Origin of the sequence: Methylobacterium sp. AMS5 (assembly GCF_001542815.1) — a bacterium.
Taxonomy (GTDB): Bacteria; Pseudomonadota; Alphaproteobacteria; order Rhizobiales; family Beijerinckiaceae; genus Methylobacterium.
Genome location: NZ_CP006992.1, coordinates 5,126,422 through 5,151,875 on the forward strand (window position 1 = coordinate 5,126,422; position 25,454 = coordinate 5,151,875).

General features: G+C 70.3%; 19 protein-coding genes. 8 read left to right on the forward strand and 11 right to left on the reverse strand.

Annotated features, from left to right (window positions below; genetic code table 11):
• Nucleotides 1-138: 138 nt before the first annotated feature.
• Together Y590_RS22830 and Y590_RS22835 are read left to right on the forward strand one after the other, a co-directional pair.
• The gene (locus Y590_RS22830; protein ID WP_060772422.1) at nucleotides 139-2,475 is read left to right on the forward strand and encodes a right-handed parallel beta-helix repeat-containing protein; all 2,337 of its coding nucleotides are present in this window, start codon (nucleotides 139-141) and stop codon (nucleotides 2,473-2,475) included.
• Nucleotides 2,472-3,335, forward strand: a complete 864-nt coding sequence (locus tag Y590_RS22835; RefSeq protein ID WP_060771864.1) for a glycosyltransferase family 2 protein — start codon at nucleotides 2,472-2,474, stop codon at nucleotides 3,333-3,335. The genes Y590_RS22830 and Y590_RS22835 overlap by 4 nt, the downstream gene beginning before the upstream one ends.
• Nucleotides 3,336-3,488: 153 nt before the next feature.
• On the opposite strand, the gene Y590_RS22840 is transcribed toward Y590_RS22835, so the two are convergent.
• The 7 genes from Y590_RS22840 to Y590_RS22870 all read right to left on the reverse strand — a co-directional run bounded on the left by Y590_RS22840 (nucleotide 3,489) and on the right by Y590_RS22870 (nucleotide 11,711).
• Nucleotides 3,489-5,537, reverse strand: coding sequence for a YgiQ family radical SAM protein (locus tag Y590_RS22840; RefSeq protein ID WP_060771865.1), 2,049 nt, complete (start codon nucleotides 5,535-5,537; stop codon nucleotides 3,489-3,491).
• Nucleotides 5,538-5,659: 122 nt separating this feature from the next.
• Nucleotides 5,660-6,001 carry a monovalent cation/H(+) antiporter subunit G gene (gene mnhG / locus Y590_RS22845; RefSeq protein WP_003600883.1) on the reverse strand — a complete coding sequence of 114 codons (342 nt, stop codon included), beginning with the start codon at nucleotides 5,999-6,001 and terminating at the stop codon, nucleotides 5,660-5,662.
• The gene (locus Y590_RS22850) at nucleotides 5,998-6,282 is read right to left on the reverse strand and encodes a K+/H+ antiporter subunit F (protein ID WP_012255673.1); all 285 of its coding nucleotides are present in this window, start codon (nucleotides 6,280-6,282) and stop codon (nucleotides 5,998-6,000) included. Before Y590_RS22850 ends, mnhG begins: the two co-directional genes overlap by 4 nt.
• Nucleotides 6,279-6,767: a Na+/H+ antiporter subunit E gene (locus tag Y590_RS22855; protein ID WP_060771866.1), complete on the reverse strand. Its 489-nt coding sequence runs from the start codon at nucleotides 6,765-6,767 to the stop codon at nucleotides 6,279-6,281. The genes Y590_RS22850 and Y590_RS22855 overlap by 4 nt, the downstream gene beginning before the upstream one ends.
• Nucleotides 6,764-8,419, reverse strand: a complete 1,656-nt coding sequence (locus tag Y590_RS22860; protein ID WP_060771867.1) for a monovalent cation/H+ antiporter subunit D — start codon at nucleotides 8,417-8,419, stop codon at nucleotides 6,764-6,766. The genes Y590_RS22855 and Y590_RS22860 overlap by 4 nt, the downstream gene beginning before the upstream one ends.
• Entirely contained in the window at nucleotides 8,416-8,784 is a 369-nt protein-coding gene (locus Y590_RS22865; protein ID WP_060771868.1) for a Na+/H+ antiporter subunit C, read from the reverse strand. Before Y590_RS22865 ends, Y590_RS22860 begins: the two co-directional genes overlap by 4 nt.
• Entirely contained in the window at nucleotides 8,784-11,711 is a 2,928-nt protein-coding gene (locus Y590_RS22870; RefSeq protein WP_060771869.1) for a monovalent cation/H+ antiporter subunit A, read from the reverse strand. Before Y590_RS22870 ends, Y590_RS22865 begins: the two co-directional genes overlap by 1 nt.
• A 345-nt stretch (nucleotides 11,712-12,056) precedes the next feature.
• Between Y590_RS22870 and Y590_RS22875 the strand changes: the two genes are divergently transcribed.
• Nucleotides 12,057-12,446 carry a hypothetical protein gene (locus Y590_RS22875; RefSeq protein WP_060771870.1) on the forward strand — a complete coding sequence of 130 codons (390 nt, stop codon included), beginning with the start codon at nucleotides 12,057-12,059 and terminating at the stop codon, nucleotides 12,444-12,446.
• A gap of 118 nt (nucleotides 12,447-12,564) precedes the next feature.
• On the opposite strand, the gene Y590_RS22880 is transcribed toward Y590_RS22875, so the two are convergent.
• A complete protein-coding gene (locus Y590_RS22880) occupies nucleotides 12,565-12,786 on the reverse strand; it encodes a hypothetical protein (RefSeq protein ID WP_060771871.1) in 222 nt (73 codons plus the stop codon).
• Nucleotides 12,787-13,270: 484 nt separating this feature from the next.
• On the opposite strand from Y590_RS22880, the gene Y590_RS22885 reads away from it, so the two are divergent.
• Genes Y590_RS22885 through Y590_RS22905 form a run of 5 tightly spaced genes read left to right on the forward strand, consistent with a single transcriptional unit; the run spans nucleotide 13,271 to nucleotide 18,580 of the window.
• Nucleotides 13,271-14,608: a nucleotide sugar dehydrogenase gene (locus tag Y590_RS22885; RefSeq protein WP_060771872.1), complete on the forward strand. Its 1,338-nt coding sequence runs from the start codon at nucleotides 13,271-13,273 to the stop codon at nucleotides 14,606-14,608.
• A complete protein-coding gene (locus Y590_RS22890) occupies nucleotides 14,605-15,576 on the forward strand; it encodes an NAD-dependent epimerase/dehydratase family protein (RefSeq protein ID WP_060771873.1) in 972 nt (323 codons plus the stop codon). Before Y590_RS22885 ends, Y590_RS22890 begins: the two co-directional genes overlap by 4 nt.
• A gap of 10 nt (nucleotides 15,577-15,586) precedes the next feature.
• Nucleotides 15,587-16,525 (forward strand): GDP-L-fucose synthase, encoded by a 939-nt coding sequence (fcl, locus tag Y590_RS22895; RefSeq protein WP_060771874.1) that lies wholly within the window; start codon nucleotides 15,587-15,589, stop codon nucleotides 16,523-16,525.
• Nucleotides 16,518-17,396 carry a WecB/TagA/CpsF family glycosyltransferase gene (locus tag Y590_RS22900; protein ID WP_060771875.1) on the forward strand — a complete coding sequence of 293 codons (879 nt, stop codon included), beginning with the start codon at nucleotides 16,518-16,520 and terminating at the stop codon, nucleotides 17,394-17,396. The genes fcl and Y590_RS22900 overlap by 8 nt, the downstream gene beginning before the upstream one ends.
• Nucleotides 17,397-17,407: 11 nt before the next feature.
• On the forward strand, nucleotides 17,408-18,580 hold the full coding sequence (locus tag Y590_RS22905) for a glycosyltransferase (RefSeq protein WP_060771876.1): 1,173 nt from the start codon (nucleotides 17,408-17,410) through the stop codon (nucleotides 18,578-18,580).
• Nucleotides 18,581-18,748: 168 nt separating this feature from the next.
• Here Y590_RS22905 and Y590_RS22910 read toward each other — a convergent pair whose 3' ends face one another.
• The 3 genes from Y590_RS22910 to Y590_RS22920 all read right to left on the reverse strand — a co-directional run bounded on the left by Y590_RS22910 (nucleotide 18,749) and on the right by Y590_RS22920 (nucleotide 25,135).
• Nucleotides 18,749-18,967, reverse strand: coding sequence for a hypothetical protein (locus Y590_RS22910; RefSeq protein ID WP_060771877.1), 219 nt, complete (start codon nucleotides 18,965-18,967; stop codon nucleotides 18,749-18,751).
• Between the two features lie 115 nt (nucleotides 18,968-19,082).
• Complete coding sequence (locus Y590_RS22915) at nucleotides 19,083-21,647, reverse strand: condensation domain-containing protein (RefSeq protein WP_286161811.1); 2,565 nt, start codon at nucleotides 21,645-21,647, stop codon at nucleotides 19,083-19,085.
• A gap of 41 nt (nucleotides 21,648-21,688) precedes the next feature.
• Nucleotides 21,689-25,135 (reverse strand): non-ribosomal peptide synthetase, encoded by a 3,447-nt coding sequence (locus Y590_RS22920; RefSeq protein ID WP_060771879.1) that lies wholly within the window; start codon nucleotides 25,133-25,135, stop codon nucleotides 21,689-21,691.
• Nucleotides 25,136-25,454 lie beyond the last annotated feature (319 nt).

Below are 25,454 nucleotides of genomic sequence, written 5' to 3' on the forward strand. Positions count from 1 at the left end.
CCTCGATCGTTCGGGGTACGTCGGAAGTACGGGCCGGCGCGCTCCCGATGCGCCGCCGGCCTCGATTGTCAGGACGTGCGCCGCCCGCAAGACTTCGCCCCGATCGAACCGGTGGCGATTGTCGATGGGCGGGTGTTGATGGCAGCGACGACGACCATCCATGCCCTGTCGCGGGAAAGCCGCCTCGCGGAGTTGTTCCTGGCGGCGCTCGGCATCGCGTTTGCCGGATACATGATCTTCGGCAAGAGCTTCGCCTATCTCGGCCTGCCGCCGCTCTATGCCGGCGAATTGCTGTTCCTGCTGGGGCTGCTCGCCGCGCTGCGGGCGCGATCGGGCATCAACCTCGCGGCCGGGCTCGCCACCGCACCGGCACTCTGCCTCGCCGCGCTGATGGGCTGGGTGCTGCTGCGGACGCTCACCGGCTTGCGCGAGTACCGGGTCGATGCCCTGCGGGACGGCGCGGTCGCGCTCTACGGCGGCTACGCCTTCGTCCTGATCGCCCTCCTGCTCGACGATCCGCGCCGGCTCGGGAGCCTGCTGCGGATGTTCCGCTGGCTCGCGCGCATCGTGATCCCGATGGCGATCATCGCCTTCATCCTCGGCGACGTGCCGTTCTTCGCGGCGCGGGCGGGCGAACTCTCGGCCCATCTGACCGGTGCCTGCGTTCTGGCGCTGGTCGGCCTCGTCCGGGTCGGGCCGGGCTGGATCGCCTTCGTCGGCCTCGGCGCGTTGCTCGCCGCCGCGCAGAACCGCGGCTCCATGCTGGCGATCGCGGTGCCGGTCGGCCTCGCCCTTCTGGCGGTCGGGCAATGGAAGCGGATGGCCGCGACGCTGATCCTCGGCGCCGGCCTTCTGGGCGCTGCCGCCGCCCTCGATGTCGAGGTGGATCTGCCCAACAGCGACCGGCCGGTCAGCGCGGCGGCGGTGGTGAACAACATCGTCAGCATCGTCGCCCCGAGCAGCGGCGGCAACCTCGACGATACCAAGCAGTGGCGGCTACGCTGGTGGAACACCATCGTCGGCTACACCGTGCACGGACCCTATTTCTGGACCGGCAAGGGCTTCGGGCCGAACCTGGCCGAGGCCGACGGCTACGTGGTCGGGCTGGAGAATGGCGGGCCGACCCTGCGCAGCCCGCACAGCATCCACATGACCTACCTCGCCCGCAGCGGCGTGCCCGGCCTCACCCTTTGGCTCCTCACCTGCGCCGTCTGGATGGCGGCGATGATCGCCGCCTTCTGGCGGGCGCGCCGGATGGGCGAGCGGAAATGGGAGGGCTTCTTCCTGTTCATCGCCTGCTACGTCGCCTCGATCGTCATCGATGCGAGCTTCGACGTCGCCCTGGAGGGGCCGATGCTGGCGATTCCGTTCTGGACGCTGATCGGCATCGGCATCGGCGCCGCGATGATCTTCCGGGCGCAGGCCGCCGCCTTCCGGTCCGACACGCCGTTCCGGCCCGGACGGGTACGGGGAATGTCCTTAAGCGCGCTGGCCGGTCTCGCGCTCCTCGCGCCTTGGCCCGCTGCGCCTGCCCGTGCCGAAGAGAGCCGCCGCACGGTCAGCGACCCGTCCGGCCCCTGCCTCGTGCTGCGCGACGTCTCCGACCGTACCATCGAGAACCTCGACCTCGGGCCGTGCGGCGGCGAGGGGGTGCGGATCGAGCGTTCGCGCAATGTGACGATCCGCAATCTCACGATCCGCGACACCGGGGATGTCGGCATCTATGTCGAGGGGAGCGACGGGGTCACGATCGAGGAGAACCGGATCGACAACACCCTCTCGGGCATCCGCGCGCTCTCCTCCACCGGGGTCGAGGTTCGCTGCAACAGCGTGCGCAACGTCCGGGGTCCGATTCCGGCCGGTCAGTTCGTGCAGTTCGACAAGGTGACGGGGCCCGGCAACGGCATCTCCTGCAACATCGGCGAGAACGAGCCCGGCCGCGGCGTGCCGGAGGATGCGATCAGCCTGTTCCAATCGCGCGGCGAGCCGGGACGGCCGATCCTGGTCAGCCGCAACCGCCTCGTCGGCGGCGGTCCGAGCCAGTCCGGCGGCGGGATCATGCTCGGCGACGGCGGCGGCGCCTACCTGGAAGCCCGCGACAACCTGCTGATCGATCCGGGCCAGTACGGGATCGCGGTGGCGAGCGGCAGCCACATGACGATCGTCGGCAACGTGGTGATCGCCCGGCCGCAACTCTTCACCAATGTCGGCATCTCGGTCTGGAACCAGTACGCCGAGCCCTGCCACACGGTGACGGTGAGCGGGAACAGCGTCGATTGGCGCGCCCGCACCGGCCGGCCCAACCCGTGGTGGGACGCCAAGAACTGCGCCGGCACGCTCTGGTCCCTCAACCGGACGCTTCCCCTCGATCCGCAGCGCGAGATCGCGGCTCAAGTCCCCTGCGCCTGCCGGACGGCCGGGCGTAAAGCCGAATCCCCCGCCCTCCTCAAGACCCCGAAAGAAGCCACGCGATGATCGACCCGGTGCAAGGCCCTGCTGTTACGGAGCGCCCCGACATCGTGGTGCTGGCGCTGGCACGCAATTGTGCGGGCACCCTCCCCGCCTTCCTGCGCTTCCTGTCCTCCTTGCGGGAAGCAGGGCTCGATTGCCGCGCCCTCGTCGGCGAAAACGATTCCCGTGACGGCACCGGGGCGCTGCTCTGGGCGGCGCAGGCGCGGGGCGAGCTCAGCCATGTCCCCACCGCCTTCATGGCCGACATCCGCGGCCGGCTGGCGCGGATGGCCCGGGGCCGCGAACACCTCAAGCGCGTGCTCGACGGTCAGGGACCGGCGCCCGCCTATGTCTGTGTCGTCGACATCGACAACGTCATGGCGCGCCCGCCCGAAGCGGGGGCGGTTCTGGCGGCGCTGGCCAAGCTGGAGCGGCCGGGCCTGTTCGCCGTCTCGGCGGCGTCGCAGCCGCATTATTACGATCTGCTCGCCTACGAGGACGAGGCGGTGAGCTACGAGTACCTTCTCGACGACATCGCCCGCCACCGCCGCGGCGCGCTCGGCTATTACCGTTTCTTCTCCGACACGATCTACCCGGCGCAAAGCGCGCTGACGCGGGAGCGCGAGACCACCTGCCTCTCGGCCTTCAACGGGCTGACGCTCTACCGCGGCGCGGATTACCGGCTCGGCTCCTATCTCGACGACGATTACGCACGCTGCGAGCACCTCACCCTCAACCGCCGCATCGCCGCCGCCACGGGCCGGCGGATGCTGGTCGATCCGGGTCTCGTCCTGCGCACCCCCGGCGACCACGCCCAGCGCGGGTTTCTCTCGTTCTACGCGAGCCGGGTGCGGAAGATGGCGGTGGCACGGCTGCGGGGGTGACGGGCGCCGCCGGTAGCGGCTCGGGAAGAGGCTTTTCCGGCCAAGCCCCCGCACCTTCGGCTGCCGCCTCGCCACGCTCCCCGGCGCAGGGCGAGCAGAATCAACGGTTCCCGAAAGCGATCGACCGGAAACCGTATCAGGCGCGTGAGGCCGTCATTTCCTGAACGGCACACCCTTCGTTGTGAAGCTCTGCCCACCACCCGCGCGGTACACGGGGCGCGGCTGGCCTCGCCCCTTGCCCGTGCCTGATCCTGTTCCTGGCGGCTGCGAGAACGGTACGAGCTGGTCCGGCCTCGGCCCGATGAGATCCGCGCGGCCCATCTCGCGCAGCGCCTCGCGAAGCAGGGGCCAGTTCTCGGGGTCGTGATAGCGCAGGAACGCCTTGTGCAGCCGCCGCTGCCGCAGGCCCTTGATCGCATCGACCGGCTCGCTGCCGCCGCGCCGCACGCCCTGCAGCGGGTTGATCTCGGTGTGATACATGGTCGTGGCCGTCGCCATGGGCGAGGGCAGGAAGGTCTGGACCTGGTCGGCGCGGTAGTCGTTCTTCTTGAGCCAGAGCGCGAGGTTCAGCATGTCCTCGTCGGTCGTGCCCGGATGCGCCGCGATGAAATACGGGATCAGGTAGTATTTCTTGCCGGCCTTCTTGGCGGCGGCGTCGAACATCTCCTTGAAGCGGTCGTAGGTGCCGATCCCCGGCTTCATCATCAGGTCGAGGGGGCCGCGCTCGGTGTGTTCGGGCGCGATCTTGAGACGGCCGCCGACATGGTGGGTCACGAGCTCCTCGACGTATTCGGGGCTTCGGACCGCGAGGTCGTAGCGCACGCCGGAGGCGACCATCACCTTCTTGACGCCCTTCACCTCACGGACCTTGCGATAGAGCCGGATCAGGTCGTCGTGCGAAGTGTTCAGGTTGGGGCAGATGTCCGGGAAGACGCAGGACGGCAGCCGGCACGCCGCTTCGATCTTCGGGTCCTTGCAGGCCATCCGGTACATGTTCGCGGTCGGCCCGCCGACATCCGAGATCACGCCGGTGAAGCCCGGCGTCTTGTCGCGGATCCGCTCGATCTCGCGCAGGATCGAGCCCTCCGAGCGGTTCTGGATGACGCGGCCCTCGTGCTCGGTGATGGAGCAGAAGGTGCAGCCGCCGAAGCAGCCGCGCATGATCGTCACCGAGAACTTGATCATGTCCCAGGCGGGGATCTTCGCGTCGCCGTAGGACGGGTGGGGCGCACGCGCGTAGGGCAGGTCGTAGACCGCATCCATCTCGTCGCTGGTCAGCGGGATCGGCGGCGGGTTCAGCCACAGGTCGCGGTCGCCGTGGCGCTGGACGAGCGGGCGCGCGTTGCCGGGATTGGCCTCCCGGTGCAGCACCCGCGAGGCGCGGGCATAGGCCTCCTTGTCGTCCTTGACCTCGTCGTAGGCGGGGAGCCGGATCACGGTGTCGCCGGGCCGGCGCGCGGCGGCCTCGTCCGTCGAATCGAGATCGTCGGCGGGCAGCTCGGTGTAGTGCTCGGGCACGCGGCGGAACAGGGCGACGCCCCGGACCGACTCGAGTTCGTGCGGCGCCTCGCCGGCTGCGAGGCGGTTCGCCACCTCGACCACGGCGCGCTCGGCATTGCCGTAGAGGAGCAGATCGGCTTTCGCGTCCGCCAGGATCGAGCGGCGCACCTTGTCGGACCAGTAATCGTAGTGGGCGATCCGGCGCAGCGAGGCCTCGATGCCGCCAAGCACGATCGGCACGTCCTTGTAGGCCTCACGGCAGCGCTGCGTGTAGACGATTGTTGAGCGGTCCGGGCGCTTCCCGCCTTCCCCGCCCGCCGTGTAGGCGTCGTCATGGCGCAGCCGGCGGTCCGCCGTGTAGCGGTTCACCATCGAATCGAGGTTGCCGCCGGTGACGCCGAAGAACAGACGCGGCTTGCCCAGGGCCTTGAACGGCTCCGCCGACTGCCAGTCGGGCTGCGCGATGATGCCGACCCGGAACCCCTGCGCTTCGAGCAGCCGGCCGATGATCGCCATGCCGAAACTGGGATGATCCACATAGGCGTCACCGGTCACCAGCACGATGTCGCAGGCGTCCCACCCGAGCGCCGTCATCTCGGCGCGGCTCATCGGCAGGAACGGCGCAGCCTTTCCGGGGGGCGGTTTGCAGGCCAAGGGGGCCACGGGAGCTAAGGATCGCTCAGTTGAAGCTCGGAGTTCCATGGGGGCTATCCATAGGCCGCCAAGGCCGCGAGCTCAACGAAGGGCAAGCGGGCCATCCGTCGCCCCTCGATCCCGACCCACCGCGATGCCCGGGCTCGGCGTTGGCCCTCAAGCCAAAAGCATCACGGCTCGGGCGGAGCCTTCGGGTTCTTCTCGGTGCGGTCGCGGTGAGCGGCGGCGCGGGCGAGCAGCAGCATCGTCACCGGCGTGGTGATGGTGATGAACAGGCCGATCAGCACGTCGCGCAGGACGATGTGGCCCTCGATCAGCGACAGCAGCAGCATCGAGCCGGCCAGGATCAGGAAGGCGCCGAGCGTGGCCCCGAGCGTCGGGGCGTGGACGCGCTCGTAGAAGGTCTTCAGGCGGATGAGCCCGAGCGCGCCGGTCAGCGAGAAGCCGGCGCCGCCGAGCGCCAGCGCCACGACGATCCAGGCCGCCCAGGCGGGCAGGTCGGCGCCGGTCACTGGATCACCTCGCCCTGCATCAGGAACTTCGCGAGCGCCACGGTGGCGGTGAAGCCGATCATGCCGAGAATCAGCGCGCCCTCGAAGTAGAGCCCGCTGCCGGTGCGCATGCCGTGGACGACGATCGCCAGCATGCCGTTGAGGTAGAGCGTGTCGAGGCCGAGGATGCGGTCCTGGGCGCGGGGGCCGCGCAGCATCCGCCACGCGGCCAGCGCCATCGCCAGCACCAGCATGCCTTGGGCGAGGCCGAGGCCCCAATCGAGGATGGTGGCGGCGCTCACGCGAAGATCTCCATCAGGGGGCGCTCGTAGCGGTCCTTGACGCGGCGGACCCAGCCCTCGCTGTCGGTGTCGTCGAGAAGGTGCATCAGCAGGCGCCCGGTATGGGAATCGTACTGGACCCAGAGGGTGCCGGGTGTGGCGGTCAGGATGATCGACAGCACCGACAGGCCGAACGGCGTCCGCATGTCGAGGGGGATCGAGACGAAGCCCGTCCGCCGCTCAGCCCGATGCAGGCCGAGGATGATCCTGGCCACGTCGATGTTGGAGCGCAGCATATCGTAGAGGACGGTGAACAGCAGCCGCACGGCGAGACCGGGGCGGCGGACCCGCACCGGCCTCGGGCGCAGCGCCCGCATCACCGCCGGCACGACCAGCCCGACGAGGACCGCAAGCACGACGTTGCCCGGTGTCGGCGGCGCGTTCAGCAGCAGCCACATCAGGATGAGGCCGGCGGAGAGGAAGGGGTGAGGCAGGAACGCGTTCATGAGCGTGACCCCGCTGCACCCTTGCCCGCGCCGCCGTTGCCTGCGCCACTCCCGCCCGCTTCCCCTTTGCCCGAATCGAGGACGGCGCGGACGTAGTCCTGCGGCTGCGACAGCCAGCGCACGGTGGCCTCGCTGTAGGCGAGCGCCGGCCCGCCCCACAGCGCGAGCGCGATGCAGGCCGCGAGCAGGACGCTGAGACTTGCGAGTTCCGGCGTCCGCATCACCGGCGGCGGGTCGTCATGGGGCACCCACAGGCTGAAGATGCCGAGCCGCACCAGGGGGATCAGGGTGCCGAGGCTGGACAGCGTGAGCGCGGCGATCAGCCACCAGGCCGAGGCGGTCATGGTGTTCGAGGCCAGCCCCGAGAACATCGCCAGCTTGCCGACGAAGCCCGAGAGCGGCGGGATGCCGGCGAGCATCAGCGTGCAGAGCAGGAAGCCGCTGCCGAGGATCGCCACCGCGGCGGGGATCGCCCGGCCGACCTCGACGGCATCGGCATCGTCGAACGGATCGCGGTACTCGTCGGCGAAGACGGGCTGGGCGGCGTCCGCCGGGTCGCGGCCCCGCTGCAGGATCTCGGCCAGCAGGAACAGGGCGCCGGCCGCACAGGTCGAGCCGACGAGGTAGTAGAGCGCGCCGGAGAGCGCCGCCGCGCTGCCGGTGCCGAGTGCTGCGAGCACCGTGCCCGACGAGATCATCACCGCGTAGCCCGCCGCCCGCGTCAGATGGCGCGCGGCCAGGATGCCGAAGGTGCCGAAGGCGATGGTCGCGAGGCCGGTGACGAGGATCCAGCTCTGGCCGAACCCTGCCGAGCTGCCGTCCCCGAACAGGAGCAGGCTGAGGCGGATCACGACGTAGACGCCGACCTTGCTGAGGATCGCCAGGATCGCCGCCGCCGGGGCGGTGGCGGCGGAATAGGTGGTCGGCAGCCAGAAGCCGAGGGGCCAGGCGCTGCACTTGATGAGGAAGGCGATGCCGAGCACGGCGCAGCCGACCTCGAACAGGGCGGCCTCGGCCGGAGGGTTCGCGAGCCGCCGGGCGAGGTCGGCCATGTTGAGCGTGCCCATCGTGCCGTAGATCAGGCTGACGCCGATGAGGAAGAACAGCGAGGCGACGAGGTTCACGGCGATGTAGCCGAGACCCGCCCGGATGCGGGTCTCGCCCGAGCCGTGCAGGACGAGGCCGTAGGAGGCGGCCAGCATCACCTCGAAGAACACGAACAGGTTGAACACGTCACCGGTGAGGAAGGCGCCGTTCACCCCCATCAAGAGCAGCAGGAACAGGCCGTGGAAGCGTGGGCCCGCCCGGCCCCAGCGGGCGAAGGAGAAGACGAGGGCGGCAAGCCCCAGCACGCCGGTCAGCGTCAACATCACCGCCGAGAGCCGGTCGGCCACCAGCACGATGCCGTAGGGCGCCGCCCAGTTGCCGAGTCGGTAGACCTCCGGCGCCTCGGCCGCCCGGCCGACGAGGGCGAGGGCGATACCCAGCAGCACCAGCACCGTGGCGAGACTGATCGCCGATTTCAGGCGGTGGCGCCGCTCGTCCATCAGGAACATGACACCGGCCGCGGCGATCGGCAGCACGATCGGCAGGACGACGAGATGATCGGACCACAGGACCGCGCCGGGGCCGCTCAGGAGGGGCGCGTTCATGGATGCGGGTTCTCCGGCGTGGGTTCGGCGTGATGCGGCTCCCGGCCGTCGACGTGATCGCTGCCGGTGATGCCGCGGGCCGCGAGCAGCACCACGAGGAAGAGGGCGGTGAGCGCGAAGCTGATCACCAGAGCGGTGAGCACCAGGGCCTGCGGTACCGGATCATCGACCGAGACGGTCTCGGGCCCGGCCCCGAGCACCGGCGGCGCGCCGACGGTGAGGCGGCCCATGGCGAAGATGAAGAGGTTGACGGCGTAGCTCAGCAGCGAGAGCCCGAGCGCCACCTGGAAGGTGCGCGGGCGCAGCAACAGCCACACGCCGGAGGCGGCGAAGATGCCGATTCCGGCCGACAGCACGATCTCCATTACGCCGTCTCCTCGCCGGCCTGTTCGGCCTCCGCCTCCGCACTGCGGGTGCGGCGCAGGGATTGGTGGGCGAGCGCCACCAGCATCAGCGCGCTCGCACCCACCACCAGCACCATGATCCCGAGATCGAACACCAGGGCGCTCGCCGCCGGGACCTTGCCGAGCAGCGGCAGCTCCCAATAGGCGAAGTAGGCGGTGAGGAAGGGCCGCCCGAACGCCCACGAGGCCGCGCCGGCGCCCACCGCGATGAGCAGGCCGAGGCCGATCCACGAGATCGGCTGGATGCGCAGGCGCTCCTCCACCCACTGCGCGCCGCAGGCCATGTATTGCAGGATGAAGGCGATGGTGAGCGCGATGCCCGCCGCGAAGCCGCCGCCGGGCAGGTCGTGGCCGCGCAGGAACAGGTGCAGCGACAGCAGCACGATGAACGGGAACAGCCACGTCATCACCACCCGCGGCACCAGCAGGGCGTCGGCGGTGGTGTCGCCGGGTTTGCGGCCCTCTCGGGCGCGGTCGTAGGCGTCGTGGTGGTGCTGCTGCTTGGGCCGTTCCAGGCTGTCCGGCGCCGGGCGGAAGCGGCGCAGCAGCGCGAACACCGTGAGGCCGACGACGCCGAGCACCGAGATCTCGCCCAGCGTGTCGAAGGCGCGGAAATCGACCAGCAGCACGTTGACGACGTTGCGCCCGCCCGCCTGCGGATAGGCCTCCTCGATGAACCAGCGCGCGATGCCGTCGCCGGCCGGGCGGGTCATCACGGCGTAGGCGAGGCCGGCGAGCCCGGTCCCGGCAAAGCCCGCGATGCAGAGATCGACGAGGCGGCGGCGGCGGGCCCGCGCCTTCTCGGCGGCGGGCGCGGGAATCGCCTGGTCGCGCTTGGGCAGCCAGCGCAGGCCCAGCAGCAGCATGACGGTGGTGACGATCTCGACGAGGATCTGCGTCACCGCAAGATCCGGCGCCGAGAGCCAGAGGAAGGTCAGGCTGCTGACGAGCCCTGCCCCGCCGACGAAGATCGTGGCCGAGAGGCGATGATACTTCGCCCGCTCCGCCGCACCGATCGCGCAGGCGCCGCCGACGAGCCACATCAGCGCGAAGGCGGGATCGAACGGTGTCAGCCGGCCCGGCGCGAAGAGGTCGAGGCTGCGGGCGATGCCGGTCGCCAGTGCAGCGAGTAGGGCGGCGAGGAACAGGATGCGCAATTGCGGCTGGAGCCGCTCGGCGCCGAAGGCCCGTTCCAGCAGGCGGGCGCCCTTCGTCAGGCCGGTCATCGACCGCTCGAACAGCCAGCCGCCGTCGAGCCGGTCCATCAGCCAGGGACCGCCGCGGGGGTTGGTGTTGATGCGCTTGCCGAACAGCACATACAGCACGACGCCGCCGACGAGCGCGACCATGCTGAGCGCCAGCGCCGCGTTGAAGCCGTGCCAGATCGCCAGGCTGTAGGTCGGGGCGTTGTCGCCGAATACCGCACCGACGGCGCGCTCCAGGGCCGGGCCGATGGTGAGGTTCGGGACGAGGCCGATGGCGATGCAGGTGAGCACCAGCATCTCGATCGGAATGCGCATCCACCGCACCGGCTCGTGCGGCGTCTCCGGCAGGTCGTGCGGGGGTGGGCCGAAGAAGGTCTGGCGGATGAAGCGCAGCGAGTAGAGCATGGTGAAGGCGCTGGCCAGCGTCGCCAGCACCGGCAGGGCGAGGTGGATCGGGTGGTCGCCCATGTTGTCGACCGCCTCGGAAAGGAACATCTCCTTCGAGAGGAACCCGTTGAGCAGCGGCACGCCGGCCATCGCCGCGGCGGCGACCATCGCCAGCGTGGCCGTATACGGCATGGCCCGCCACAGGCCGGAGAGGCGGCGCATGTCGCGCGTGCCGGTCTCGTGGTCGATGATGCCGACCGCCATGAACAGCGAGGCCTTGAAGGTCGCGTGGTTCACCGTGTGGAAGATCGCGGCGACCACGGCGAGCGGCGAGTTGAGGCCGACCAGCAGCGTGATCAGCCCGAGATGGCTGATGGTCGAGTAGGCGAGCAGGCCCTTCAGGTCGTGCTGGAAGATCGCGCTCCAAGAGCCGACCAGCAGGGTCGCCATGCCGGCGCTGCCGACGATCCAGTACCACGCGTCGGTGCCCGCGAGCACCGGCCACAGGCGGATCATCAGGAAGATCCCGGCTTTCACCATGGTGGCGGAGTGCAGGTAGGCGCTGATCGGCGTCGGCGCCGACATCGCCCGCGGGAGCCAGATGTGGAACGGGAACTGCGCCGACTTGGTGAGCGCGCCCATCAGCACCAGCACCAGGGCCGGCAGGTAGAGCGGGCTGTTGCGGATCGTGTCGCCCGAGGCCAGCACGGTGGCCAGATCGTAGCTGCCGACGATGCGCCCGATCAGCACCGTTCCGACCAGGAGGCACAGGCCGCCGGCGGCGGTGATGGTCAGCGACATCCGCGCCCCGTCCCGCGCCGCCGCGTTGTCGTACCAGTAGCCGATTAGCAGGAACGAGACGATGCTCGTCAGTTCCCAGAACAGGACGAGCTGGATCAGGTTGCCGGAAAGCACGATGCCGAGCATCGCGCCGACGAAGGCGAGAAAATAGGAGAAGAGCCGCGGCACCGGGTCGGCGGCGGCCATGTAGTAGCGCGCGTAGAGCACCACCAGCGCGCCGATGGCGAGCACCAGCACCGCGAAGAGCCACGCGAGCCCGTCGAGCCGCAGGACGAGGTTGACGCCGAGGCTCGGCAGCCACTCGACGGCATGGACGACGGTACCGCCCCCGCCGAGTTGCGGGGTCAGCGCGAGGAGACAGCCGAGGCTGGCCAGCATCACCAGCCCGGCGGAGACCGCCGCAGCCGTGCGCGCGCGGCTCGGCAAGGCAGCTGTGAGCACGGAGCCCGCGAAGGGGAGGATCGCTGCGGCGGCGAGAAGGGCGTTGGACGACATCAACCCGTGCGAGATGCAGGCTCGGAAGCGGCCTGAAGGACGAAAAGGGACGGCGCGTGAGAGCCAAGCCGCTCGCCCTGGCGGGCGCGGCCTTCGCGGATGCACTTAAGGCATGCCCGACGGTTCGACCGCAAGGGATCGGCGAGGGAAAGGCGAAATCGGCCCGATGGTTGCGCGGCGTGAGAATCCGCACCTGGCCCCCCAAGCGCACCGGAAGCCGGTCGGATGGAGGCGCGAACGGCAACCGTTGTCTGAATAGGGCGTGGGCGATCGACTTGAGCCTGTGGGCCGGTCCGACGAAGGGCAGGCCCTGCCCTCCTGCAACGAAGCCTCGGGACAGGCCGTATGAATGTCGGAACTGCCGGTGACGCGACGAACCCGTCGGAACACGATGTGGCGACGCTGGGCGAGCGGATCTGGCTCGCCACGGAGATGGCGTGCGATCCGATCTGGAACGCGTATCGGGATCGCCTCGGCGTCCAGCCGCCGCTGCAGACCGTGGGCGCCATTCTCGCCACCACCCGCGGCCGGTTCGGCCCCGAGGCGCAGACGGAGGCCTTGCGGATCGCGGCCCGTGTCAGCGACGAGACCGTGCTGCGCCTGACGGAGCGGTTGATCCAGGCGCGGGACGCGCAAGCGGTCCTGCGCACGTCGCGGGCCGCCTTCCTGCGCTCCCTCGTGACCCTCGCCGCAGGCCCGGAGGCCCCGCCTTCGCCGGCTCCGATCGCGCCGTGATGCGGGGATGACGCCCTCGGGCCTCCGCGGCGTCATCCTCGGTGTCTCTCACGAAGCGCCCGCCGCGCCGCCGTGACCGACGGAGAGCCGTCCGGCGGCCGGGAGCTGTCGTGGGATCTCAGAGCGGAAAGGCCGCCAGCGCTTGTTCGAGCGCGCGCCGTGCCATCTGCCGCGCGGCGGCCTCCGTCTGCGTCTCGGATTCGATGGCGGGCACCCGCACCGTCGCCGCGACCTCGACGACGTCGCGTCCCGCGTCCGGCCGGCCGAACAGAACCCGCACCACAACCTGCCGCCGGCCGTCGATCACGTCCTGCGTTTCCTGGGTCATCCGAACCGGCATCCGCGTCTCCCTCCAAGCCGGCGGCGCCCGATGCGCCCTCGCCGTCTCCGGCAGGACGAACGAAGCACGGGGCGAAGCGTTGCCTGGATAGCGCCGGGGCGGGCTGAGGCTATGGGCCGCGCGGGCGCAGCGGGATTGAAACGGTTCGGCGGGTGAACGGGTCGCGATCTCCTCGCCCCGGCCGATCCGGCAGGGATCAACGGCAAGGATCAAATGCTTCGCTCGCCGGACGCCGATCGTTTACCGTCGAAAGTCCCGAAATCTTCACGAGACGCGATCACTCTGTCCAGTGACGGGCCGGCGATCCCGTTTTGATACGGCTTTCCTCAGGCACACACTTTGCGGAACCCGGCAAAGTTCAATCCTGCGCGGTTTCGGCCGTCCCGGGGTGGAGCGATGACGCGGTGACAGACGAGCGTTTGCGCCGTGCCGGATTTCGAGCCGGTCAGAGACTCCGACGATCGATCGCAGACGGGACCAAGTCATGGACGCCAGAAAAGCTCCCAACGTCGTCATCATCGGTCTCGGTTACGTCGGCCTGACCCTGTCCGTTGCTCTGGCCCGCCGCGGTGTCCAAGTCTACGGCATCGAGAAGCGGGCCGACGTCGTCGAGAAGACCAATGCCGGCGTGCCGCATTTCGCCGAGGTGGGGCTTCAGGCCGCCCTCGCCGACGTCGTGAAGAAGGGCCGCTTCGTCGCGAGCACGACGACGCAGGACGTGCCGCGGGCCGAGTACTACATCATCACGGTGGGCACCCCGCTCTATCCCGGCTCGCACGAGCCGCGTCTCGACATGATCGAGGAGGCGACCCGCGAGGTGGCCGAGCACTTCACCGACGGCGCGACGGTGATCCTGCGCTCGACCGTGCGGATCGGCACGACCACCGGCGTGGTGAAGCCGATCCTCGACCGCACCGGCACCGACTACCACCTCGCCATGTGCCCCGAGCGGACGCTCGAGGGCGATGCCATGCGCGAACTCATCAACCTGCCGCAGATCGTCGGCGGTGAGACGCCGGACGCGTCCGACGCGGCGGCCGCCCTGTTCAGCCGCCTGACCCACACCATCGTCCGGGTCGCGAGCCCCGAGACGGCGGAGATGATCAAGCTCGTGGACAACACCTCGCGCGACGTCCACTTCGCCTTCGCCAACGAGGTGGCGCGGGCCTGCGACGCGCTCGGCATCAACGCCAACGACGTGATCCGCTACGGCAAGCTCGGCTATACCCGCACCAATGTCGCCGCGCCGGGCCTCGTCGGCGGTCCCTGCCTGGAGAAGGACCCGCACATCCTGCTCTCCTCGGTCTCCGGCAAGGGCGTGAACCTCGAGATCACCGCGGCCTCCCGCCTCGTCAACGAGCGCCAGCCGGCGGAGACGGTGGGCAGCCTCGTCGAGCGGCTGCGGGCCCGTCGCGCCGGGCCGTTCAAGGCGGTGGTCGCCGGCCTCGCCTTCAAGGGCCGCCCGGAAACCGATGACCTGCGCGGGTCGATGTCCCTCCACGTCATCCGCGAGATGATGGCGACCGAGCAGTTCTCCGAGATCCGGGTCTATGACGGCGTGGTGCCGATGGATCACATCCGGGCGATCTCGTCGGGGCTGACGCCCTACGACAACCTCGCCGCCGCCTGCGCCGGCGCCGACGTGCTCGTGATCGCCAACAACCATCCGGAATATTCGAAGATCGACCTGGAAACGATCATCGGTACGATGTCGGACGACGCCTTCGTCTACGATTACTGGAACAACCTCAGCGAGATGCCGGCGGAGGTTCTGGAAAATCGCTACGTCACCGTGGGCAACCTCGTGGGTAAGTTTCAATGAGCAGACTGGCTGTCACCGGGGCGGGCGGATTCATCGGCGCCCACCTCACCCGCGCGCTCCTGGCCGAGGGCCACGAGGTCGTCGCGATCGACAACTACATCCGCGGACAGGCCTCGCGGCTCGCCAGCGCCCAGGGCGCGATCCATCGCATGACGCTCGACGTGCGCGACAAGGATGCGCTGGTCGAAGCGATCCGGGGCGTCGCCTGCGTGTTTCACCTGGCCGCCGTCAACGGCACGGAGAACTTCTACACGCAGCCGCAACTGGTGCTCGATGTCGGCGTGCGCGGGGCGCTCGCCGTCTCCGAGGCCTGCATCGAGGCCGGTGTGCCCGATCTCGTCGTCGCCTCCTCGGCGGAGGTCTACCAGACCCCGCGCGTGGTGCCGACGGACGAGACCATCGAGATGGTGATCCCCGACTCGCTCAACCCGCGCTACTCCTACGGCGGGTCGAAGCTGATCTCGGAGCTGATCGCCTTCAACTATTGCCGCGACAAGCTGCGCAAGGTCCAGGTCTTCCGCCCGCACAACATCTACGGGCCGGACATGGGCTGGAAGCACGTCGTGCCGCAGCTCATCGAGAAGATCGTCGCGGCCGGCGACGGCGGGTCGATCACGCTCCAGGGCGACGGCAGCGAGACCCGCGCCTTCTGTTACGTCAGCGACGTCGTCGACGGCATCGTCCGGATGTGGCGCGACGGCGAGAGCATGAACGTCTACCATATCGGCTCGATGGAGGAGGTCGCCATCCGCGATCTCGCCCGGATCACCGCGGAGGCGCTCGGCACCCGCGTCGATCTGATCGCCGGACCGGCCGCCGCCGGGGCGACGCCGCGCCGCTGCCCCGACATCGGCAAGATGCAGGCGATCGGCTACGCGCCTTCCGTCTCCCTGGTCCAGGGCATCGAGCGCACGGTGACGTGGTACCGGCAGAACCCGGCGCCGACCGATTCCAACCCGCTTCTGTAGAGGCCGACCGATGCACAGCTTGGCGGGCAAGACCGTCTTCGTCGCCGGACATCGCGGCCTCGTCGGCAGCGCCCTGGTACGGCGTTTGGAAAGCGAGGATTGCGCGATTCTCACCGCCAGCCGCGCGGAACTCGACCTGTGCGATCAGTCCGCCGTGCGCGCCTGGATGCGCGACCGGCGGCCCGACGCGGTGTTCCTGGCCGCGGCCAAGGTCGGCGGGATCCTGGCCAACGCGACCTACCCGGCCGACTTCCTCTACGAGAACCTGATGATCGAGGCCAACGTCATCGAGGCGGCGTTCCGCGCCGATGTCGGCAAGCTGCTGTTCCTCGGATCGAGTTGCATCTATCCGAAATTCGCCGAGCAGCCGATCGTCGAGTCGAGCCTGCTCACGGGATCGCTGGAGCCGACCAACGAATGGTACGCGATCGCCAAGATCGCGGGGATCAAGCTGGCCCAGGCCTATCGCCAGCAGCACGGCCGCGACTTCATCTCGGCCATGCCGACCAACCTCTACGGGCCGGGCGACAATTTCGACCTCAACTCCAGCCACGTCCTGCCGGCCCTGATCCGCAAGGCGCACGAGGCCAAGCGCTCCGGCGCCAAGGAGATGGTGATCTGGGGCACCGGTTCGCCCCGCCGGGAGTTCCTGCACGTCGATGACTGCGCCGACGCCTGCGTCCACCTGATGAAGACCTATTCGGAGGCCGAGCACGTCAATGTCGGTTCGGGCGAGGATATCCCGATCTACGACCTGACCCGCCTCGTCTGCGACGTCGTCGGCTTCGAGGGCGAGATCGTGCGCGATCCGAGCAAGCCCGACGGCACCCCGCGCAAGCTGATGTCGGCGGACAAGCTGCGCGGTCTCGGCTGGGCGCCGAAGGTGCCGCTCCGGGACGGTGTCGCGGCGACCTATGCGTGGTTCCAGGAGCACGTCGCCCATGGCTGAGATCGAGGGAAGCCTGCCCATGAGCGAGGCCGTGGCCATCCCGGCCTCCGGACCCTATGCGCTCCGGATCAACCGGAACGATCCCTACCTCGTCCAGGCGGACGGGCCGGCGGCGCACCGCCTTCCGGCGACCCGCATCCTCGGCGTGCCGGTGAGCGTCATCGACATGCCGTTGGCCGTGCGCACCATCACCGGCTGGGCGCGGGCGCGGCGCACCAGCATGATCTGCGTGCGCGACGTGCACGGCATCATGTGCGCCCAGGAGCAACCCGAGCTGAGGGCCGCGCACGAGCGGGCCAGCATGATCACCCCGGACGGCGCGCCGCTCACGATCATCAGCCGGTTCTTCCGCGCGCACGGCACCGGCCGCGTACCGGGCCCCTCGCTGATGGAGGAGATGTTCGCGGCCACCCAGAACACCGGCATCCGTCATTATCTCTACGGCGGCAAGGAGGGCGTGGCCGAGCAGGTCGCGGCCAATTTCGCCCGCAAATATCCCGGCAGCGCGGTGTGCGGCCTCGCCTGTCCGCCCTTCGGCGCCGTCGCGCCCGATCTCGACGCGCGGCTCACCGATGCGATCAGGGCGGCCGAGCCGCACATCGTCTGGGTCGGCATGTCGACGCCCAAGCAGGACATCTGGATGAACGATCACTTGGATCGTTTGCCCGGCATGGTGCTGATCGGTGTCGGCGCCGCCTTCGATTTCCATTCCGGGGCGGTGAAGCGGGCGCCGAGATTCATGCAGGTGCTCGCCCTCGAATGGCTGCACCGGCTCTTGAGCGAGCCCCGGCGGCTGTGGCGGCGCTACCTCGTCATGGCGCCCGTCTTCCTGTGGAAGATGGCACGCCAGCCCGAGCCGCGCCGTTCGTAAGGAGCCATCTGTTGCGTGTCCTCATCGTCCACAACTACTACCAGATCCGGGGCGGCGAGGACGCGGTGGTGGAGCAAGAGGCCGCGGCCCTTGCCAGGGCCGGCTGCATCGTCGAGACGGTGGCCTTCCACAACGACGACATCCGCACGCCGCTGGACCGCCTGCGCACGGCCTTCGAGGCGCCGAACGCGCCGCGCGGCATTGCCCGCGTCGTCGAGGCGGTGGAGCGCTTCCGTCCGGACGTGGTCCACGCTCACAACACCTTTCCGCTGGTCTCGCCCGCCATGCACGGGGTGGTGCGGGCGCTCGGCCCGGTGACGGTGCAGACGCTGCACAATTTCCGCCTCGCCTGCGCCGGCGCGATCCTGATGCGCGACGGCGCGCCCTGCGAGACCTGCCTCACCGGCTCCGCCTACGCGGCGGTGCGCCACGGCTGCTACCGCGGCTCGCGGCTCGGCACGTTTGCCGTGGCGCGGATGATCGACCGCCACCGCCGGGCCGGCACTTGGACGCGGGACGTCGATGCCTTCGTCGCGCTGACCGAATTCGCCCGCGATCGCTTCATCGCGGCGGGTTTGCCCGCGCACCGCATCTTCGTGAAGCCCAACGGCCTGCTCGATCCGGGACCGCCGGATGACGGCCCGCGCGAGGGCATCCTGTTCGCCGGCCGCCTCAGCGTCGAGAAGGGTGTGGAGATCCTGAAGGGGGCCGCCGCCCTCCTCGCCGCACCGGTCGATGTCGCGGGCGAAGGGCCGCTGCGGGAAAGCCTCGAAGGCGCGCCGGGGCTCAACCTGCTCGGCGCCCTGCCCCGCGCGGAAATGCGGGCGCGGATGAGCCGGGCCGTCGCCCTCGTCGTGCCCTCGCTGTGTTACGAGGGGCTGCCGATGGTCGTGGCCGAGGCCTATGCGGCGGGCACGCCGGTCATCGCCTCGCGGATCGGTGCGCTCACCGGCCTCGTGGAGGAGGGCGTGACGGGCCTGCTGGTGAAGCCGGGCGATCCGGCCGAACTCGCGCGAGCCATCGAGCGGCTGCGCGCCCGGCCGGAGGAAGCCCGGCGGATGGGCGCGGCCGCCCGTGCCGCCTACCTGCGTGATTGGACCGAGACGGCGACGACCGCCACGCTGCTGACGGTCTACCGGTCGGCGCTCGCCGCACGGATGCGGGAAGGGCGCGCCATCGCGTGAGGAGGCGTGACCCGGGTTCGATCGTGGTCAGTGAGCCATCGAGAGGGCGCACGCCTCATGGGGGGTACGGGCAGATCCGTGGATGGGGCCCGACCTCCACCCAAATCCGGCTGATCTCTCCGGCAGGACGGATTTGGCTTTCGCTCAAGCGCCGCACCGGCTGAGGGCTTACGCTTCATCCTGTTCCGAAAACCGGCATCCGCTTTTCGGGACGATGATCGAATCCAGCGACAGGTAGCGCAACCTCTGCTTCTCGAGTTCGGACAGCACCCGCTCGGGTTCGAGACCGTCGTCGTAGGGAGCGTTCCTGAGTTCGTGCAGAAGGAACAGCATCGCGAGGAATCCGATGCCGATCGCTCCACAGATCACCAACGACAGGCCCGTCATCGCTCCCCCACGAATCGCCTGCGTTTTATAAACATAAGCTAATATAATCGGAAAACGGCTTGCACGCGGATCGGTACGCGCCCGCCGCGTGTGCGGCGAAGCGCAGCAGGCAGAGTCACCGGCACGCCATCAGGCTGATCTTGGCCGCGATCACCCGGCAGCCGGCGGCGGAGAACGCGCCTTCGTGGCCGAAACCCGGAACGCTGACGCTTTCGCTGTTCTCGGCATAGGCCCGCCATCCGAGCAGCGGGTCGAGCGCGGGGCCGACCGGAACGCTCTCGCTGCGGACGATCAGCACCGGCCCGCGATGGGGGCGCGGCTCGTAGGCCAGGGCGAGCGCGTCGAGTTCGTCGGTCAATTGCCAGAACGCGTCCTCCGGGCTCGGGGCGGCGAGCCCCACCCGGTTCAGCATGCGCCGCAACCCGCGCCATGAGCGATGCGAGCGGAACCAGAGATGAGCCCGCGAGCCGAGGTAGCCGATTCCGTCGCGGCGGACGTGGCGGATGAGCGCGGCGAGCCGGCCGCGCCGGTAGGCGGCCATCGCCCGCATGCGAGCGGGCGGCTTGAGGCGCCGGATATAGCCCGGCTCCCAGCAATCGATGAGGACGACGAGGGCGACGTCCCGGCCGCCCTGCGCGAACTGCCGGGCGATCTCGAAGGCGAGGACGCCCGAGCGGCAGAACCCGACGAGGCGGATCGGCCCTTGCGGCTGCGCGGCATCGATCGCGTCGCGATAGGCGCCGGCCAGCCGCTCCAGGGTTTCCTCGTGGGGCGGAACCCGGCTTTCCAGTTGCAGCGTCGCGAAGGGATGGTCCGCTCCAAGGGCCTCGGACAGGGGCCGGTAGAGTTCCTGATCGGCCGCGGCGTGGTGGATTGCGGTGAAGCCGGGCCGCGCCTGCGCCGTCGGTGGCGGTTCCTGAAGCAAGCGGTGCCGCACGCCCGCCGCCGCCTCGCCACCGAGGAAGGCGCAGAGCCGCGCGACCGTGCTCGCCTCGAAGAACGACCAGAGCGGAACGGTTCGGCCCGTCGCCGCCTCGATCCGCGCGACGACGCGCGCGGCCAGCAGTGAGTGCCCGCCCGCCGCGAAGAAATCCTCTTCGTCGGACAGGTCGGGGCGGCCGAGCATCTCCCGCCAGATCGTGCGTATCGCGGGCAGGAGGTCGTCGGACGCCTCGCCCACCGAGGGACGCGCCGTCTCGGGGGCAGGTGCCGCATCCGTCGTCGTGCGCCCGGCCGCCTGCTCCGCCTCCTCCGCCTGTTCCGCCTCTTGGCGCCGGGCTCCCTGGGGAGGCTCCTCACGCTCGGCCGCGACCCCTCGCCCGCCTCTTCCCAGGGAGGCCGGATCGGGCAGCCGCGCCCCGACCGCCGCGCGGGCGGCCTGCTCGAAATCCGCGAGCAGGCCGGCGACGGTCTCCGCCGCGTAGAGGCCGGCATCGTACTCGCAGATCAAGCGCCAGCCGGCCGCGCTCGGCGCGAGTTCGAGATCGAGGTCGAAGAAGCTGCCGGTGGCGGCATAGTCGAGATCGACGAGGCGGATCGGGGCCGGCTCCCCGATTGACGACCCGCCGGACGGCGTCGCCTGGGGCGTCGGCCGCATCCGGACATTGACCGAGACCAGCGGCGGCCGCAGCCCGTCGCGGCAGGGCGCCAGCGCCTGCACCACCCGGTCGAAGGGGGCGAGCGCGTGATCGCAGGCGTCGAGGATCGTCCGGCGCGTCGCCGCCAGCCGCTCGGCGAAGCTCTGATCCGCTCCGAGATGAGTCCGAAGCACCAGCGTGTTCACGAAGGTGCCGACGACTCCTTCCAGCTCGATCTCGTCGCGCCCCAGCACCTGCGTGCCGATGGCGATGTCGCCGCGCCCGGTGCGTGCGCTCAGGAGCCCGAACAGAATGGTGCAGGCGAGGACGAAGGGGGTGGCGCCCTGTGCCCGCGCGTACGCTTCCATGCGCGCGCCGAGATCGGCGGAGAGCGGCCGGGTCTCGGCGGCGAAGCGGCGCTCCCGGCCGGGGCGGCGGGGATGGTCCGGCGACAGCTCGAACGGAGTGAGATCGCGCAGCGACTGCGCCCAGAAGGCGAGGTCGCGTTCCGCCGCCTCGGCGAGGGCCGGGGAGACTTCCCATTCCGCGAAGTCGGCATAGTGCAGGGCTGGCGGCGCCAGAGCCGGTGCCTGTCCCCGGATCAGGGCGCCGTAGATCGCGACGAACTCACGGGCCAGCACCACCATCGACCAGCCGTCGCAGACGCTGTGATGGGCGGTGACGAGCAGCAGGGAATCGCCGCGCCCGAGCCGCAGCAGCGTCACCCGCACGAGCGGCGCACGGGCCAGATCAAAGGGCTTCCCGGCCTCCGACTCGGCGATCCCGCCCGCCTCGCCGAGGCGGTCGCCGGGCAGGCCGGAGAGGTCGATTTCGGAGAAGGCCAGCGGCACCGTTCCGGCGATCCGCTGCACCGGCCGCCCGCCCTCGCCGACGATCGACGTGCGCAAAGCCTCGTGCCGGTCGAGCAGGAGGCGGAAGGCTCGGGTGAGGATCTCGGCATCGAGCCGCCCGGCGATGCGCCAGCGGGCGGCGACATGCAGGCTCGGATCGCCCGGCCTCAACTGATCGAGCAGCCAGAACCGCGTCTGGCTGTGGGAGCAGCGGGCCGTGAACGCGTCGCCGCCGTGAAGCTCGCCGGTCACGGCCGGTGATTCTTGCGTGAAATGCCGCATCCTGCCCGCCCTTACGCCTGACCGACCGCGGCGCGGTCGGCGTCGGCGGGCTTTGGGCGCCGGATCGACGGGATCGGCGCGCGCGGGGCGGCCGGTGTTTCGCCCCCCTCCCCGAGGCGTCCGTGCAGCACGGCCGCGATCCGGGCGATGGTGCGTTCCTGAAACAGGTCGCCGGCCCCGAGCGGCAGGTTCTCACGTCTCGCCCGCGCGACGATGCGGAACACGCTGAGCGAATCCGCTCCGAGCGCGATCAGGTCGTCGTCCCGCTCCACTCTGGCGAGCCCCAGCACCTCCCGCCAGATCGCCGCGAGGGTGGTCTCGAGGGCGTCGTCGGATGTCGGGACCGGAGCGGGCTTGAGGGGAAGCTTGATCGCGGCGGCCGGGCCGGTGGGCCGGGCCTCCGGGGCGGGCAGCGCCCGGCGATCGACCTTACCGCTTGCCGTCAACGGCAAGGCCGACAGCCGGACCCATTCCGAGGGGATCATGTAATCGGGGAGTTCGCGGGCGAGCGCGGCGCGCAGATTGCGCAAGGTGGGCGCCGCCTCGCCCTCCGGGCGCACGAAGTAGCAGACGAGGCGATCTTCGCCCGCCGCGTCGGGGCGCAGCACCACGACGGCGTGCAGCCCGGTCTGGCGCAGCAGCACCGCCTCGATCTCAGCGGGCTCGATCCGGTAGCCGCGCAGCTTGATCTGGTGGTCGGCCCGTCCCAGGATCTCGACGCGTCCGTCCGGCCGGTAGCGGGCGCGGTCGCCGGTCCGGTAGAGCCGCGCCCCGGCACATTCCGGCAGGGTGCTCGCGATGAAGCTCCGCTGCGTCAGATCCGGCCGTCCGAGGTAGCCGCGGGCGAGCCCGATCCCGCCGATCAGCAATTCACCCGTGACCCCCACCGGCACCGGCTCGCCCTGTTCATCGAGGATGAACAGGCTGGTGTTGTCGATCGGCCGCCCGATTGTGACCGTCTCCTCCCCCGGATCGACCCGCGCGGCCGAGGACCAGATCGTCGTCTCCGTCGGCCCGTAGAGGTTCCAGAGCTCGCCCCCGCCCTCGGTGAGGCGCCGGGCCAGATCGAGCGGAAGCGCTTCGCCGCCGCACAGCATCTTGAAGCCGGGGCGGGAACGGAAACCCGCCTCCAGCAGGAGCCGCCACGTCATCGGCGTCGCCTGGAGCATGGTCGCCTCGCGCTGTTCCAGGCGGGCGAGGAGGGCATGGCCGTCGCGCGCTTCCTCGGCGGAGGCGAGCACGATCTGGGCGCCGCGGATCAGCGGCAGCAGCAATTCGAGCCCGGCGATGTCGAAGGTGACCGTCGTCACCGCCAGCAGCCGGTCGTCACGGTCGATCCCCGGTGCCCGCGCCATCGAGAACAGCAGGTTCGAGAGGCCGCGATGCAGCACCTCGACGCCCTTCGGCGCCCCGGTCGTGCTCGACGTGTAGATCAGATAGGCGGCCCTCTCCGCCGGCACGCGCGGGAAGCGGGTCGGCACCGGTCCGTCGAGACGATCGACCTCGATGACGCGCGGGCCCTCCGGCAGGAGCGCGCGGTCGGCGGCGAGGGTGAGCATCGCGCCGATCCCGGCATCGGCGACGATTCCCGCGCGGCGGGCGGACGGCATGGCCGGGTCGAGCGGGACGTAGGGGATGCCGGCGCGCAGCGCGCCGAGCATCGCCGCGACGAGGCCGGGCGATCGGCGCATGAGCAGGCCGACGCGGGCCCCCTCGGACAGAGTGCCTCCCTGCAAGGCCGCGGCGACGCGATCGGCCCAGCGGTCGAGGGCGCCGTAGGAGACGCTCTCTTCGCCGAAACGGATCGCGATCCGGTCCGGGTCGCGCCGGGCGTGGAGCCTGAAGGCGCGCATCGCCCCGACCTCGAGCGGATGCACGGTCTCGGTCGCGTTCCAGGCCACCAGCATGGTCTGCCGCTCGGCCGCATCGAGCAGCGGAACGCGCCCGATCGGCTGCGCGGGATCGCGGGTGAGATGCCCGAGCAGGGTGAGATAGTGCCCGATCCAGCGCTCGATCGTGGCCGGCTCGAACAGGGCGCTGTTGTAGGTGGCGTCAAGGGTCAGTCCGTCGGCCGTCTCGCTGAGGCTGACGGTGAGCTCGAACGTCGAGAAGCGCTTCGGCGCGGGTGCGAGGGTGCCGTGCAGGCCCGCCCCGAAATCGATGGCGTCGGCGAAACGCTGGAGGTTGAACTGCACCTGCGCCAGCGGCGGGCGCGCCGGATCGTGCGGCCGGTCGAGGTGGCGCAGCAGCCGCCCCAGGGTGCAGTCGGCGTGGGCGGCGGCCTCGGCCAGGGCCGCCCCGGTACGGGCGAGATGGGCAGCGAACGGCTCACCCGGGTCGAATCGGGCCCGCAGCGGCAGGAAATCGGCGTGGTGACCGACGAGGCCCGGTTCACCGCGGCGCGGCTGGCCCGCCATCGGTATGCCGACGACGAGGTCGTCCTGCCCCGAGAGCCGCGCGAGGAGCACTTGAAAGGCCGCGAGCAGCGTGGCGTTCAGCGTCTGCCCCTGGCGCGCCGCGAGCGCTTTCAGCGCGGCGACGAGCGGCGGCGGCAGTGTGGCGCTTCGGGTGTCGCCGGCAAAGCCGCGCAGCTTCGGCCGCGGATGGTCGGCCGGCAGGTCGAGCGGCTCGGGCAAACGCGCATAGAGCCCGGCCCAGTAATCCAGCGCCCGGCTCGCCTCCGCCGGAGCACAGCCAGTGCTCTGCGGGGCCTGTGCCAGCTCTTCCGGCGCGGCGCGGTAGGCGCCCGCGATCGCGTCGGCCAGGACCGCGAAGGACCAGCCGTCGCAGGCGATGTGGTGGGCCGAGAGGACGAGGACGTGACGCCGCTCGCCGAGGCGAACGAGGTCGGCTTGCGCCACCGGTCCGGCGACGGGATCGAACGAGAGGCCCGCTTGCGTGTGAAGATGCGCCGCCAGAGCGGCCTCCGGATCGGATTGCCCCGCGAGATCGACCCACCGCACCGGCACGAGGCCCGCGGGATCGATCCGCACGGTCTCGCCACTCGGCGAGAAGCGGCTGCGCAGGGCGTCGTGGCGGCCGAGCACCGCTCTCACGACGGAGAGAAGCCGCTCGGCGTCGAGCGGGCCGTCGAGCCGCAGGGTGACGATCTCGGTCATCGCAGCATTGGCGTCGGCGCCGAACTGAGCGGCGAGCCAGATCTCGGCCTCCCCGTCGGTCACCGACCGCTCTGCCCCGCGCTCCCCCGTCGGCAGAGCCGGGGATGGCTGTGGCTCGGGCCGGCTCACCCGCGCGGCTGTGAAGGTCAGCGCGAGCGTGCGAAGCTGCTCCTCCACCACGCGGCACACGGCATCGAGCTGATGCCGGAAGATCCCCTGCAATTCCTCCGGCGTCGGCGTGGCGAGCGGGACGGCCGGCCGCCCCTCCCCGCCCGAACCGGGTGCGGCGTAACGAGCCGGGATCGCCTGGAAAACAGCCTCGCCGTCGATGCAGGACATCCCGATCCTCGTCTGGCCGTGCGGCTCATCGGCGAAGGCCGGGTATCCCGCACCGGACGCCAGCCGCGCCGCCGGGTTGGAACCGGGCGCTCTCGGCGATCGGGCGTCCGATGAGGCACACTTGCCTTGGCGTGACGAGCAGGAGGGTCATCGCGTCGCCGGGAGTGTGGAGACCGGTGTCTCGACCGATTTCCGCAAGCCCCCGAGAGACGTTTTCACGACCATACCAGCGGGCCGGCGACGATCATCTGCCTCCTTGGGAGTAGTGCTTCTCCACTCTGCGCGGTTCATCGCGCGGGGGAAGGTCGGTGCTCTTCGA